Genomic DNA, 14,189 nt, shown 5'->3' on the forward strand with positions numbered 1-14,189 from the left:
AATGAGTTTAATAATCATTTAACTTTTCATCTAATTAATCCTGCATTGAAATATAGATAAGGTCACGACATTTTCAAACATTTCCCTTGCTAGAATCTCCCACAGTTCAATGAAAAATCACTATAATCAACAGACCCTAAAAATCCCCCAAATGAAAGGACACATTTTAAGTGAATGATGCTGTTCTAAAACCTACCCTTGAAATTCGCCAATATCTCGAATTTACCCCATATCAAGACCGTTTTCTTGAAATGAAAAGCTATACAGAACAACGGGATCTAAATAGCCCTGACCAACTTTGGCTTTTGCAGCACCCTGCTGTTTTAACCCAAGGTCAAGCAGGAAAGCCTGAGCATATTTTGATTCCCAGTGATATTCCTGTGGTACAAAGTGATCGCGGCGGTCAAGTCACTTGGCATGGTCCCGGTCAATTGGTGATTTACTTCATGTTTGATCTCAATCGTTTGAAGTGGAATGTACGTACATTGGTCAGTTATGCCGAAAATTTAATGATTGAATTGTTAAGAAAATATGGCATCGAAGCTTATGCAAAGCCTGATGCTCCTGGTGTATATGTCAATGATCGTAAAATCGGTTCACTCGGTTTTAAAATCCGTAAAGGTCGCAGTTATCACGGTTTAGCTTTAAATATTGATTGTGATCTATTTGGTTTTCACACCATTAATCCTTGTGGTTATGCTGGTTTGGAAATGGTTCGAATTTGTGATTTAGTGGAAAATTATCCTGATTTTAATCAGTTATGCCGTGATGTAATTGAACATTTTCAAAATAGCGGTTACTTTAATGACGTTAAAGTCATTCCTGCATAAATGACTTTCATTTTAGATTAAAATAAATTAGAGTAATTACTCTAAACTACAAATACAATTTTAAAAGAGGGAAGCGTGTGATTTCTACAAAATCAGTCAAGCCCGCTTTTGAACAAAACTATGTCAAACTCATGATGGATGTAATTGGCAGAGGTTTGGTCATGGCGAGTCAAGTCGATGATGAAATAAAGCAAGAAGTTGCCAAATTTCCTGTGGGATTTACTTTGTCGATGACAGTATTTCCTCATGGCCCTTGTTTTATTGCCAGAGTCAATGATTCTCACCAGCTTGAGTTGGTGAAATCAGTCGAAGACAAACCCAATTTAGTCATTAAATTTAAACACTTACATCATGCTTTCTTGGTATTTTCATTTCAAGAAAGTACAGCCCGCGCTTTCGCAAATGACCGTATGGTTGCTGATGGTGATCTGAGTTATGCCATTCGTTTAGTTCGTTGTTTAAATAAAATGGAATCTCTGATTTTACCGAAAGTCATCGCACAGCTCGCTGTGAAAGAGTACCCAACTGAATTAAACCTAAAAGAAAAACTTGCTGGAGCAGCAAATATTTATCTCAAAGTTGCTCAATCTTATTTTAAAAGGAGTGCCTAAATCATGACTAAAGCGTATTACGAATTTTTTTGCCCAGTCAAAGTAATTGCAGGTCATGCCGCACTTGAGCATATTCCTTTTGAATTGGCAGCCCTTGGTGCTAAACGTCCAATGATCATTACGGATAAAGGTGTGCGTTCAAATGGTTTACTTACGCCAATTGAAGCTGCTTTTGAAGGTACGGATGTAGAACTGAGTCATATTTTTGATGATGTTCCACCAGATTCAAGTCTTGAAACTGTTCGTGCAGCTGCCGAAGCATATCGTAGCAACCAATGTGATGCAATCATTGCCATTGGTGGTGGTTCTGTTATTGATACGTCAAAAGCGACAAACATCTTGGTGACTGAAGGTGGCGATGATCTTCTAAAATATTCAGGCGCTCACAACCTCCCTCGCCCACTTAAACCATTTTTTGTGATCCCAACGACCTCAGGTACGGGTTCTGAAGTCACTATGGTTGCTGTTGTTTCAGATAATCAAAAAAATGTAAAACTGGCATTTGCTTCAAGCTATCTCATGCCGCATGCTGCGATCCTAGATCCACGTATGACGCTTACCCTACCACCGCATTTAACAGCAATGACTGGAATGGATGCGCTGACTCATGCAGTTGAAGCCTATACTTGTATGGCTGCCAACCCGATGAGTGATGCCTATGCAACAGCAGCGATTAAAAAAATTTCTGCAAACTTGTTCAATGTCATCGAAAATTTAAGTGATGCTGAGGGCCGTTTGGAACTTGCACAAGCTTCAACTATGGCTGGTGTGGCATTTTCAAATGCAATGGTTGGACTGGTGCATTCTTTAGGTCATGCTTTGGGTGCTGTAGCTCATTTACCACATGGCTTATGCATGAATTTATTCCTGCCTTATGTGCTTGAATACAATAAAGAAGTGAATGGCGATAAAATTGCTGATCTATTATTGCCGCTTGTAGGTCCAGATATTTATTCTCAAACGCCTGCCAATGAACGTGCCGATAAAACGATTGCGACGATTCTAGCTATGCGTGATCGTTTGTATTCTCTGACAAAATTGCCACGTACTTTGAGCGAAACAGGTAAGGTCAGCAAAGCACAATTGGATGAAGTTGCTGAAAAAGCTTTGAATGATGGTTCGATTATTTATAACCCGAAAGAAGCAACCTTAAAAGATTTGCGTGAGATCTTAGAAAAAGCTTGGTAATTGCTGAAAAATAAGCGAATATAGCAACAAATTTGAGCCTGATGTTTTAATAAGCATCAGGCTTTTATCTTGTAGAAAAAAAGCTGATTCATATTCATCAAAAAAGGTATATTTTCTGCTAAAAAAAATGAACAAAGTTACTGGCAAATAGTATCAAATTAAGCTAAATTGGCGCGCTTTGTTTTATATGTAGGGGGGATCGTTCGTCTCAAACGGTCCTTAACACACATGACTGATCCTTGATCAACGATTATGAGGATACGCCGTTGACAACTGTTCCTGGGACTCAACCTGCGGCTAAACTGCAAAAAAATCTTGTGCTATGGCACATCATCATTATAGGTTTAGCATATATTCAACCTATGACTGTATTTGATACCTTTGGATTAGTATCACAAGATAGTCATGGTCATGTACCAACTTCTTATATTTTTGCGCTTGTTGCGATTTTGCTCACATCCATTAGTTATGGGCATATGATCAAGCGCTACCCTTCAGCGGGTTCTGCCTATACCTATGCTCAAAAATCAATTCACCCTAATGTAGGTTTTATGGTGGGTTGGTCGTCATGGTTAGACTATCTTTTATCGCCTTTGGTCAATATCATTTTGGCCGATATTTATTTACGTGCGTTATTCCCAGAAGTAAACAACTGGATTTGGGTGATCGGACTCACGATCATGATGACTGTGGTCAACTTGTTTGGCGCGCGTTTTGTCGCACGTTTTAACAGTACCATCGTCTTTATTCAAATCGGTGTTATTCTTTATTTTACTTATAAAGTTTATCTGTTGTTGACCCAAGGGATCAATGCAGATGGTTCACTTGATCAATCACAATATCAATTGTGGAGCATTGCGCCTTTCTGGAATGAAATGACTTCAATTGGTGCATTGATTACGGGTGCGACGATTCTTTGTTTCTCATTTACAGGCTTTGATGCATTGTCATCTCTTGCAGAAGAAACCAAAGATACTGAAAAAGTACTGCCTAAAGCGATTTTCTTAACTGCATTGATTGCAGGTGTGATCTTCATCATCAGTACTTATTTCATGCAAATTTACTTCCCAAGTGATCCTGCAAATTACTTTAAAAAGATTGATGAAACTCAGCCTGAGATTTTATATGCAATTGGCGGTATTACTTTCCAAACTGTGATTTTGTATTTTGCAATCGTCACGGTTATGGCTTCAGGTATTTCAGCTCATGCAGGTGTATCTCGTTTGATGTATGTGATGGGTCGTGATGGCGTGATCAATAAAAAGATCTTTGGTCATATCAGTCCAAAACTATATACCCCAACGTACAACATTTTGATCGTTGGTGTCGTTGCACTAAGTGCAGGTTTCCTTGATTTTGAACATATCGCAAACTTGATCAGTTTTGGTGCATTGACAGCCTTTAGTTTTGTCAATTTCTCAGTTATTTCACGTTATGCATTACGTGATGGCCGTACCAAAACGCTTAAAGACATCATCAGTTATATCGTGATTCCAGTGCTTGGTTTTGCCAGTGTATTTATGATGTGGCTTGAAATTGATCAACTTGCACTCAAAATCGGCTTAATCTGGGCGGCAATTGGTGTCGGTTATCTTGCATATAAAACACGTGGTTTCCGTTACCCTGCTCCGCAGCATAATGAACATGAATAAAAGTCATTGAATAATTTAAAAGACAAAAGGCGCTGAATGCGCCTTTTGTTTTATCAGTCACTTGGCTCTGATTAAGCCACAAATTTATTTGTGATATTTTTTACACGTTGTGCATAAGCTCGAACGGTATCCAAATCACCTTGTGGAATTTCCTCCGCCGATGCGTCTGAAGGACTTTGTACCATCGCACCACCAAAACTACCCATATAATTGATATCGTTACGCGTAGCTGACTTTTTATTCGAAGGTAAAATACCTAAACTGACCCAAATACCCCCATGCTGCAGAGCAAGCGCCTGTAACTGAATCAAGGTCATTTGTTTATCACCATTGATACTGCCACTGTTGGTAAAACCTGCAAAAATTTTATCTTGCCAAGCACGAGTAAACCAACGCTTAGACGAATCATCTGCAAATTTCTTAAACTGCCAAGGCGTAGATGCCATATAGGTTGGTGCGCCAAAAACAATCGCATCAGCTTGGTCCAATATATTCCATTCCTGCTCTGAAATATTGCCTTGTTGATCAATCGCAATTAAATCTGCCTGAATTTCATTAGCAAAATTTTCAGCAACCACTTTGGTATGCCCATAACCTGAATAATAAACCACTGCAACTTTAGACATGTGAAAACCTCTTGATCTGTTTGATAAAAATAAAGAATGTAAAATTAAAGGGTGATATAACTTGGAATCTTTGCACTCAGACCTTGCTTCAATTGTTGACTTGATTCACCGACCAAGACTTCGAATGCATTCTGTTCAATGCCATCAAAAACATGTTCTGCAACTACTTTTGGGGACACTTTTTCAATGTCTAAGCTTTGGGTCAGATCAGTATCAATAAAACCAACATGCACGCCCATCACATGTACATTGTCCTCTGCAAGCCATTGACGAGTTGAATTGGTAAACGACCAAGCAGCTGCTTTAGAAATAGCGTAGCTAGCTAAAAATGTACTCGGTTGCCACGATACATCAGACAAAATATTGACAATATAACCCTCCAAATTGTGTTTCAAAATCGGAGTAAACAATTGGGTCGTATTGATCATGCCATATAGATTGGTTTCCAAAACTTTACGTGTCGTCGCTGCCATTTCCACTTCTACAGGACTTTGATTCAGACGTGCAATGCCAGCATTGTTGATCAAAATATTCACATCACCACACTCAGCAATTGCTTTTTCAATGCTGATGGGATCAGTAACATCAACTTGCACTGCAATCATGCCTTGTTCATTAAAATTTTGCGTATTACGCATAGCTGCATAAACTTTTTTAGCGCCACGTTGGATTGCTTCTTTGGCAAGTATCAAACCCAAGCCGCGATTTGCACCTGTAATAAACACAACTGCATCTGTTATTTTCATTGTATCTACACTCTTGTAAATTCTGATTCGCTTGATTGAATAGCTTTCAAACGCTGAAGTGATCCATTGTTATCACTCAGGTTGATCTGATGAATTTATGATATACTTTTGAAACTAGGTATCAATTAGTTACTACTTGGTAACTGGTCATTATGATGATGATTTGGCTTCAACTTTTCGCCTAAAAGAGTAATGAATCATGACTAAAGCATTCAATTTTAATATTTTTCATCCTGACTGTCCTGCACGATCTTTTTTTGAAAAATTTGCAGATAAATGGATTCTTTTGATCATTTACCGTCTACATGCACAATCACAGCACTTCAATGAATTGAAGAAAAGCCTCGCTGGTATTTCTCCAAAAGTGTTATCTCAGAAATTAAAAATTTTGGAACGAGATGGCTTTATTTCCCGCACTATTCATGAAAATAATGTGATTCGAGTTGAGTACGCATTGACGCCACTTGGAATTGAATTTGCAGGAGCTGCTTTAATTTTTAAAAATTGGGCAGAAGATAATATGCAGCATGTAATTCGCGCACAACGCTTATTTGATGCATCTCAAACGATATTGGATACAGACTCAAGTAGCGAACACGGTTCAGCAATTTAGATCTATTGGGCATCACCAAAGTAGATCGTCAAGATGGAAAATTTACCATCTTGAATAAAACTACATACACGCACAATTTTAAGTTCGATACTCAATGACAATCAAATATAAAAAATGCCCATTTTCATGAGCATTTTTAACTTATTTTTTAATTTGAGTTTTCGGTTTAGTCTTTCAATTCTTTAAAATCTTGCTGACGCCAAGCTTCATAAAGAATCACAGCTGTTGCATTGGAAAGATTTAAACTACGTGAAGTGGGAGCCATCGGTAAACGAATCCAATGTTCTTTTGGAAACATCATACGGACATCTTCAGGCAAACCACGCGTTTCAGGTCCCATCAACAAAGCCACTGGACGATTAAGATTTGAAGTATGTGGAGTTTCAAAACCTTTGGTGGTCAAAGGATAAATCGCATCTTGATCAATACCCTGTTCTTTTAAGTGTGCCAAACATTCAGTAAAGTTTTCCCAAACTTTCATGTGCGCCCATTCATGATAATCCAATCCTGCACGTTTTAATTTTTTATCATCTAGCTCAAAACCAAGCGGTTTCACCAAATGCAATTGTGCACCTGTATTGGCACATAAACGGATGATATTTCCAGTATTACTTGGAATTTCAGGTTCAAATAAAACAACATGAATCACGGGAGTTCTCTTCTATTTTCAAGTCATCATCTTCAATAGCATGATTTGTCTTGTGTAAAATTCTAAATCAAAAATTTTACTCAAGACAAACGACTATTACAGATATGATCATTATTTAAATACATACAAGCTCAATCGATCGCTTATATACATAGATATTAGGGTTGATTCGGAGGTCAAACTACTGCCACTGCAACTGTTCACGCAATGACACGACTTCACCAATAATCGTCAATGTTGGTGCATGAATTTGGTGTTCTGTGACTTTAGCAGCAATATCAGCCAAAGTACCAACGACAACTTTTTGCTCAGGTGTCGTACCTTTGGAAATCAAAGCTACGGGCATATCAGGACGTTGACCATGTGCGATCAACTTTTGGCAAATTGTTTCAAGCCCCATAAGCCCCATATACAACACCAAAGTTTGATGCTCATACACCAATTCATCCCAAGGCAATTCTGGAGAACCTTCTTTGAGATGACCAGTCAAAAACCGCACGCTTTGCGCATAATCACGATGCGTCAACGGAATCCCTGCATAAGCTGAACAGCCCGATGCAGCAGTGATGCCCGGCACGACTTGGAAACTGATTCCTGCAGCAAAAAGCTCTTGAATTTCCTCGCCACCACGCCCAAAGATAAATGGATCACCGCCTTTTAAACGGCAGACACGTTTACCTTCACTTGCGTATTTCACCAATAACGCATTGATGCCCTCTTGCGGAACACTATGGTTAGAACGTGCTTTCCCAACATAAACCTTGATCGCATCTCGACGACACAGATTTAAAATCGGTTCTGAAACCAAACGATCGTAAATCACGACATCCGCTTGTTGCATCAAACGCAATGCTTTGAGGGTTAAAAGTTCTGGATCACCAGGACCTGCACCGACCAAATAAACCTCACCTTTGGGTTTGCTCCATTCAATCAAAGCTTGCTCAATCAACTGATTGGCTTCTGCCAAACGATCATTGAACACATGCTCTTTAAGGGGGCTTGCATATAAGTCTTCCCAGAAAATACGGCGCTCATCAGGATTGACTATTTTTTCTTTTACAGCTTTACGCCATTGACCTGAAAATGCGGCAAGCTTGCCCATCGCATGTGGAATCGATGCTTCAAGTTGGGTACGAATCTGACGTGATAAAACTGGCGATTGACCATTGGTCGCTACAGATATAATCAATGGTGAACGATCAATAATGGCTGGAACCATGAAACGGCAATGTGGAGGATCATCCACACTATTGACCAAAATTTTCTCAGCTTCACAAGCATTAAATACTTGCTGATTTGTCTCTTTCTGATCTGTTGCAGCAATCACCAAACGATAATGTTTAAGTTCAAAATGACTTTGCTCAAGCTCTAAATTTTGTATCGCTTGTTCATTATTATTTTGTGGAAATAATTGTTGAAATGTATAGGGAAAATACTGCCCTTTTGACTGTTCAACGATCTTTAATAGTTCATCTTCAATCTCAGGAGCAATCACCGAAATCGATGCTCCCGCTTGTTGCAATAAATATGCTTTGCGATAAGCGACATGCCCACCACCTACAATCAGACAAGGCTCAGCTTGTAATTTTAGTGAAATTGGAAAAATATCCACGCGCTTCCTCAAAGATTTGAACTGATTGTTTAAAGCAGATTTGATTTACACAGCAGTGTAGATGACAGAAAAATAAGGGATCAGTCGAAACCAATCCCTTATATTTACACAATATTAATCAATAAAAGTCGTACCGCCCAAGTAAGGACGTAATACTTCTGGTACTTCGATAGAACCATCAGCACGTTGATAGTTTTCCATCACTGCAAGCAAAGTACGACCAACAGCCAAACCAGAACCGTTCAATGTATGTACCAATTCAGTTTTCTTTTGGTCTACACGATAACGTGCTTTCATACGACGAGCTTGGAAATCCCACATATTTGAACAAGAAGAAATTTCACGATAGGTATTTTGGCTTGGTACCCAAACTTCCAAATCATAAGTTTTACATGCGCCAAAGCCCATATCACCGCCACAAAGTACGATTTTACGATAAGGTAAGCCAAGTGCTTGCAAGATGCCTTCTGCATGACCAGTCAATGCTTCCAAAGCATCCATAGATTCTTCAGGTTTAACAATTTGCACCATTTCAACTTTGTCGAATTGATGCTGACGGATCAAACCACGTGTATCACGGCCATAAGAGCCCGCTTCACTACGGAAACAAGGGGTATGAGCCGCGTATTTAAGCGGTAAACGATCTGCATCGATGATTTCATCACGTACAAAGTTCGTTACTGGCACTTCAGCAGTTGGAATCAAATAGTATTCTTTTTCACCTTGAAGTTTAAACAAGTCTTCTTCAAATTTTGGAAGCTGACCTGTGCCACGCAAAGAATCTGCATTGACCAAATAAGGCACATAAGCTTCGGTATAACCATTTTTTAAAGTATGGGTATCGAGCATGAACTGAGTCAAAGCACGTTGTAAACGGGCAAGCGGACCTTTCAATACGCTAAAACGTGTACCTGTCAATTTAGTCGCAGTTTCAAACTCTAAACCACCCATCATTTCACCAAGATCAGTATGATCTTTTATTTCGAAATCAAATTGGCGTGGTGTACCCCAACGTAAAATTTCTACGTTGTCACTTTCATCTTTACCTTCTGGTACAGATTCATGAGGTAAGTTTGGAATCGATAAAGATTTTGCTTCTAATTCGGCTTGAAGGTCGGCAAGTTCAGTTTCTGCAGCTTTGATTTCATCACCAATGGCAGACATACGTGCCATAATTTCGGATGCATCACCGCCCGATTTTTTAATTTGACCGACTTGTTTAGCTCCCGCATTGCGTTCTGCTTGTAAATTTTCAGTTTTAGACTGAATTTCTTTACGGCGAGCTTCAAGTGATGCCCATTCTTCAACGTTGAGATGTACACCACGTTTTGCCAAGGCTAAATTTACAGCCTCAATATTATTTCTGAGTAATTTCGGGTCGATCATAGCCAATCTTTATCAAAGAAAAAAACTGACTATAGTGTAAGCTCTTCACCGTAAAAAATACAGTGACAGAGCTAACATGATGCTAGGAATCGCTTAAGAAGACTGCAAAAATCTGAAAATAAGCCCTTAAGGATTTGCGTATTGTGGCAAACTTGGCAAATATTCAGCTTTTACTACATCTTTAGCAGAAACATAAGGCAATTTAAGCTCAGGCATCCCTTCTGCATAAGCCGCAATTTCATATAATGGATAAACAAAGACTAAACCATTGACACCATAATAAAAATTGTCACTCAATTGCAATTTTTGCGGTGTGATATTGTGCTGCTCCAACCAATTTGCATTGGCTTCATAAAGTGCTTGCGCCACTGTTGCTTCTGTATTTGGTTTTAAAATATCACTCAAAGCCAAGCGTTTTTGCGTATTTAGATCAAAAGTGACAAATTCTTGATGATACATACCATGAGCTGCACCCGCAGAGTACTCATAGCTATAAATCATAAATGTTGCTAAATTATTGTTTTGTGAAATAAATCGAACATAAATCGTGCTTTGATTGATGCCTTGAACCTTTTCAGCATCTGCTTTCGCTTCTTTATTTTCATTGGCAAAGGCAGTCGGTACTGCTTTTTTGATACGTTGTAAAAAGTATTCATCTATCCAAGGCACATTGGTCTTGATGGTTTGCAAATCATACTGAGTGCACCCCTGATCATCACAAAACTGATTTTTCTGTAAAGGAATACGCTCAACTTTGCCCTGGATCAGCGTACTTGATGCATTGTTTTTCTGTTCTGCCGCAGGCGTATTTGCATCAGCTGAAGGTGCTGGCTTTTCTTGACAAGCGCTTAAAAACAGCAAAGATGCACAAACGGGAATCGCCAATAACCATTGTTTTTTCATTTGATAAGTCATGTTATTTTGCAACCTAATACAGATTTTCTACACCCTGTCACTATACAAAGCTCAATAAGGCAATGATATTAAAAAATGTATCTATAGACGCTTTTTTATACATATTTTATTCGTTTAAACAGAAAAGCGCCCCAAACCAAAATAAATCTAGACTTACCAACCGTACTTCATCTCAACACCCAAATAATTAGCATCTTTACCACCTGCATTTAAAATGGTTTTACCCACATCGTAGTGCACTGCTTCAACCGCCATCGATAAATTACTGTTGACCTTTTGATCTGCTCGAAGCTGAAGATACTTGCCTGTCCATTTTGAACCCTGACCTGCTGTATTTGGCATACTGCTATTGCCTTGGAAATAAATTGCATCTTGCGTTGTCTGTCGCCATTGCAAGCCCAAAGCTGCCATCAGGGTCAATTGATCATTGGGCTGAATCGTGATCGAAGGTTTGATATGAATCAAATTACTATAACCACTATAGCCTGCCAGCGTGAAATATGAACCATTGGCAAAAAGCTGATTGAAAGTATTTAACTTTCCATCATGCGGATTTTTATCACCCGAAGCCGCATCGATTTGCACAGCCAATTTGGGGCTATATGGCTGATCTTTTAGATGATAAGCAGTGATCGCACTCAGGGCCCAAGCTTGTATAGACTGATCCGCAATATCCCCATACTGAAGCATTGCTTCAACATCCCAATCTAGATTATTTTTCGATCCCATATGCCGTAAATCATACAAATCTCGCACCTCATTTCCAGATACACTTGGAAATGTCGCATGATTTCGGACATATCTTGAATAGTATCCAGACAGTTCACCGCCAAGTACATTTTGTTTGTCTATACGAAATCCACTAAAACGCAAATCATGATCAGAAAAATCATTTAAAGTTCCAGCCATATCAATTTGCACTGGTCGAGTCATGTAGCCTAAAAAACGCCAATCTTGATATTCATAATCTGCCCATACCCCATCAAAGGCTTGGCGAACATTGGGTCCTTCTCTATTGGAAATAAAGCGTTGTAAATCAAAAGCCATTTCCTGACGTCCAACCCTAAATTTGAAAGTCCCATTATTTAAAGAATGTTGCCAAGCAATAAATGCTTGTTCCAAATCAAAACGATTTTGGTCTGTACTTCCAACCGTATTTTTATCATAAGCACGTGCATCTATAAATTGGGCAAAAATTTGCCATTGTTCTGCAAGTCTGGCATCAACATGCATTTGTAAACGTTGAATAAGATATTGGTCGTTGCTATTTTTGGCTGTGCCAAATTTGGCACTATTGTTCAGTTCAAAACGCTCTCGGATATTTGCACCCAATGAGATATAGCTATTTTCTTTAAAAGGAATGTATTTAAACTGGTCGCCTGTTTTTTTCACCACACATGAGTTTTTTAAAACATCCCAATTTTCTTGCCATCGATTGGTCAAAATACTTGGTCTTTGTGGGCAAGCTGTCTGATCTTGTACATTCGTTTCAGCATAAGAAGAATGAAAATAAAATAAGGACATGACAAAAAATGTAAGTCGAGTAAATTTTTTATGTTGATGTCGAATTTTATTTTCGAGTTTTAATTTTTGTTGATTCATCTCGCTCATCCACATCCCAAGATTAGAAATGGAAAATTAAAAAATTTAGCAGTGAAATATTTATAACTGCCTACTTTTCTTATTCAATATAAATTTAGAATTGCATCATTATTCAATTGCTAAAGTTTGTACTGCAATAGCACAGTACAAACCATTAAAATGCATGATTATTTTACATTTGCATGAATTTCAGCAATATAACCGCCCGGGAATTGCAACATTGCTGATTCACGTGCATCTGATTTAAATTTTTGAACTAAAACTGTTGCACCAGCTTTTTGTGCTTTAGCTAACGTTTCATCAATATTTTTAACTTCATAGCCTGTCATTTCATGACCATATGGATATGGCAATGCACCATCTGTCACCAATACTGCCATTTTGCCAAAGTCTGACTCTATACGAATACGTCTAAATTGATCATTTGGACGTCCAATTTCTACACCAGAAGCCTTTGCAGTGTCTGATACAATTTTACCATGTGAGAACTTGACGAAACTTTTAACAAAGTTATCTGCACTTTGTTTAGAAACATAGACTCTATTTTCTGGGATGGTTTCCAATTTTGCATAATTTGGCTTTTGTGTATGCCAATATAACTGCATATTGACCCCACCCGGCCACTGGATTACAGCATCACGACCGATTGGATCTGGAAAAGTTTCAACGATCACATCTGCGCCATTTTTCTTTGCAGATGCGACAGCTTTATCCATATCTTTAACTAAATAACCGGTACGTTCCAAACCAAAAGGATATGGAACTGGTGTTTTAAAGCCAAACACAGAAAAAGTGCCTACAGGGGTATAGACAAGTTGTGACATGGTTTGACTCGGTGTAGGCGTAACTTGAAATACACCTTGTTGCGATTTTGAGCCACCAAATGTTGCAATCAGACTATCTGTAAATTTGTCGAAATCTTCAGGATTTACATAAACATGAGTCGTGTCATATTGCGCGGCTACGCCTGGTGCTTCTGCTTCTACATTCGCTACAGCGACTGTTTTGGCACTAATTTGTGGTGCAATCGCAATACCACCACTGATCAGCATAGAGCTAATCATTAGGCTAAAGAGTTGTTTACGCATGGATTATTCCTTTCAAATTTAGATAGATTTAATCTATTTGCAAAAATTGCCTTTAAACTTTTCAGATAGCGTTCAAAAAAAGAGATTCATTTAAGATCTGATCCTGAGTTTGACTTAAGATCAGACATAATCGTGACTAAAACCAAAGCTGCAATCAGCCCAAGATGTTCAAAAAAGCTATTAAAAGTACCGAAAAACTGTGCACCAGATTGGTTCCAAAAGTCATTTGCAACAAACATTGCCACTGCGGTTAGACAGCCAAGTCCACCTGCGCCTAACCAGACAAAACGATTAAAAATCACGCACAAAGAACCACCAATTTCAACGATGATTGCAGCAGCTGCCCATAAAGCCGCAGGTTGCAGACCAAAATTTGCCTGCTCTGCCATTGCAGCTGGAAAATCCATGAGTTTGCTAATACCACCAACGAGAAATGCTGATACCAATGCAATGCGTAACACGGGGAGTAGCCATGTTATTGAGAGAATTTTTCTGACCCATTCAGGATTGTGACCAGATGCACTATTCATGACATTAACTTTTAAATATTTCTTAATAATATTTTAAGTTATCTTAAACACCATCTATGCAGTATTTATATTTCCAAATGTAGTAATTTAATCTCAAACACAAATATCCTAATCATGCTTTTCTTGATTTAATTTTCTCTA

The 14,189-nt window shown here is 38.5% G+C and carries 14 protein-coding genes; 5 read left to right on the plus strand and 9 right to left on the minus strand.

Going from position 1 to position 14,189, the window contains the following annotated elements; translation table 11 throughout:
* The first annotated feature begins 170 nt into the window (after positions 1–170).
* The 4 genes from lipB (at position 171) to F960_RS02130 (ending at position 4,281) form a co-directional block, all read left to right on the plus strand.
* Complete coding sequence (lipB, locus tag F960_RS02115) at positions 171–830, plus strand: lipoyl(octanoyl) transferase LipB (protein ID WP_004856849.1); 660 nt, start codon at positions 171–173, stop codon at positions 828–830.
* 77 nt (positions 831–907) lie between these two features.
* Positions 908–1,441: a hypothetical protein gene (locus F960_RS02120; protein WP_004856852.1), complete on the plus strand. Its 534-nt coding sequence runs from the start codon at positions 908–910 to the stop codon at positions 1,439–1,441.
* Positions 1,442–1,444: 3 nt separating this feature from the next.
* A complete protein-coding gene (locus tag F960_RS02125) occupies positions 1,445–2,629 on the plus strand; it encodes an iron-containing alcohol dehydrogenase (protein WP_004856855.1) in 1,185 nt (394 codons plus the stop codon).
* Between the two features lie 266 nt (positions 2,630–2,895).
* On the plus strand, positions 2,896–4,281 hold the full coding sequence (locus F960_RS02130; protein ID WP_004856858.1) for an APC family permease: 1,386 nt from the start codon (positions 2,896–2,898) through the stop codon (positions 4,279–4,281).
* Positions 4,282–4,352: 71 nt separating this feature from the next.
* Here F960_RS02130 and F960_RS02135 read toward each other — a convergent pair whose 3' ends face one another.
* Complete coding sequence (locus tag F960_RS02135) at positions 4,353–4,907, minus strand: flavodoxin family protein (protein ID WP_004856860.1); 555 nt, start codon at positions 4,905–4,907, stop codon at positions 4,353–4,355.
* 44 nt (positions 4,908–4,951) lie between these two features.
* Complete coding sequence (locus tag F960_RS02140) at positions 4,952–5,653, minus strand: SDR family oxidoreductase (protein ID WP_004856863.1); 702 nt, start codon at positions 5,651–5,653, stop codon at positions 4,952–4,954.
* A 199-nt stretch (positions 5,654–5,852) separates the two neighbouring features.
* On the opposite strand from F960_RS02140, the gene F960_RS02145 reads away from it, so the two are divergent.
* Positions 5,853–6,266, plus strand: a complete 414-nt coding sequence (locus tag F960_RS02145; RefSeq protein ID WP_004856864.1) for a winged helix-turn-helix transcriptional regulator — start codon at positions 5,853–5,855, stop codon at positions 6,264–6,266.
* 166 nt (positions 6,267–6,432) lie between these two features.
* Here the strand turns inward: F960_RS02145 and F960_RS02150 are convergent, their stop codons facing one another.
* The 7 genes from F960_RS02150 to F960_RS02180 all read right to left on the minus strand — a co-directional run bounded on the left by F960_RS02150 (position 6,433) and on the right by F960_RS02180 (position 14,048).
* Positions 6,433–6,915 (minus strand): tRNA (cytidine(34)-2'-O)-methyltransferase, encoded by a 483-nt coding sequence (locus F960_RS02150; RefSeq protein WP_004856865.1) that lies wholly within the window; start codon positions 6,913–6,915, stop codon positions 6,433–6,435.
* Between the two features lie 181 nt (positions 6,916–7,096).
* Positions 7,097–8,527, minus strand: a complete 1,431-nt coding sequence (gene cysG, locus F960_RS02155) for a siroheme synthase CysG (RefSeq protein ID WP_004856868.1) — start codon at positions 8,525–8,527, stop codon at positions 7,097–7,099.
* A 114-nt stretch (positions 8,528–8,641) separates the two neighbouring features.
* Entirely contained in the window at positions 8,642–9,913 is a 1,272-nt protein-coding gene (gene serS / locus F960_RS02160) for a serine--tRNA ligase (RefSeq protein WP_004856872.1), read from the minus strand.
* Positions 9,914–10,039: 126 nt separating this feature from the next.
* Positions 10,040–10,828, minus strand: coding sequence for an RsiV family protein (locus F960_RS02165; RefSeq protein WP_004856873.1), 789 nt, complete (start codon positions 10,826–10,828; stop codon positions 10,040–10,042).
* Between the two features lie 153 nt (positions 10,829–10,981).
* On the minus strand, positions 10,982–12,352 hold the full coding sequence (locus tag F960_RS02170) for an alginate export family protein (RefSeq protein ID WP_373854962.1): 1,371 nt from the start codon (positions 12,350–12,352) through the stop codon (positions 10,982–10,984).
* 245 nt (positions 12,353–12,597) lie between these two features.
* Entirely contained in the window at positions 12,598–13,518 is a 921-nt protein-coding gene (locus F960_RS02175; protein ID WP_004856880.1) for a VOC family protein, read from the minus strand.
* A gap of 86 nt (positions 13,519–13,604) precedes the next feature.
* Positions 13,605–14,048: a DoxX family protein gene (locus F960_RS02180; protein ID WP_004856882.1), complete on the minus strand. Its 444-nt coding sequence runs from the start codon at positions 14,046–14,048 to the stop codon at positions 13,605–13,607.
* Between the last annotated feature and the right edge of the window lie 141 nt (positions 14,049–14,189).

It is taken from the genome of Acinetobacter gerneri DSM 14967 = CIP 107464 = MTCC 9824, assembly GCF_000368565.1.
In the GTDB taxonomy this organism is placed as follows: domain Bacteria; phylum Pseudomonadota; class Gammaproteobacteria; order Pseudomonadales; family Moraxellaceae; genus Acinetobacter; species Acinetobacter gerneri.

Coding starts and splice junctions, on each gene's coding strand:
- F960_RS02140 (WP_004856863.1), bottom strand. CDS start 5,653: ATGAAAATAACAGATGCAGTTGTGTTTATTACAGGTGCAAATCGCGGC.
- serS (WP_004856872.1), bottom strand. CDS start 9,913: ATGATCGACCCGAAATTACTCAGAAATAATATTGAGGCTGTAAATTTA.
- F960_RS02125 (WP_004856855.1), top strand. CDS start 1,445: ATGACTAAAGCGTATTACGAATTTTTTTGCCCAGTCAAAGTAATTGCA.
- F960_RS02135 (WP_004856860.1), bottom strand. CDS start 4,907: ATGTCTAAAGTTGCAGTGGTTTATTATTCAGGTTATGGGCATACCAAA.
- F960_RS02145 (WP_004856864.1), top strand. CDS start 5,853: ATGACTAAAGCATTCAATTTTAATATTTTTCATCCTGACTGTCCTGCA.
- F960_RS02170 (WP_373854962.1), bottom strand. CDS start 12,352: ATGTCCTTATTTTATTTTCATTCTTCTTATGCTGAAACGAATGTACAA.
- F960_RS02180 (WP_004856882.1), bottom strand. CDS start 14,048: ATGAATAGTGCATCTGGTCACAATCCTGAATGGGTCAGAAAAATTCTC.
- F960_RS02175 (WP_004856880.1), bottom strand. CDS start 13,518: ATGCGTAAACAACTCTTTAGCCTAATGATTAGCTCTATGCTGATCAGT.
- F960_RS02165 (WP_004856873.1), bottom strand. CDS start 10,828: ATGACTTATCAAATGAAAAAACAATGGTTATTGGCGATTCCCGTTTGT.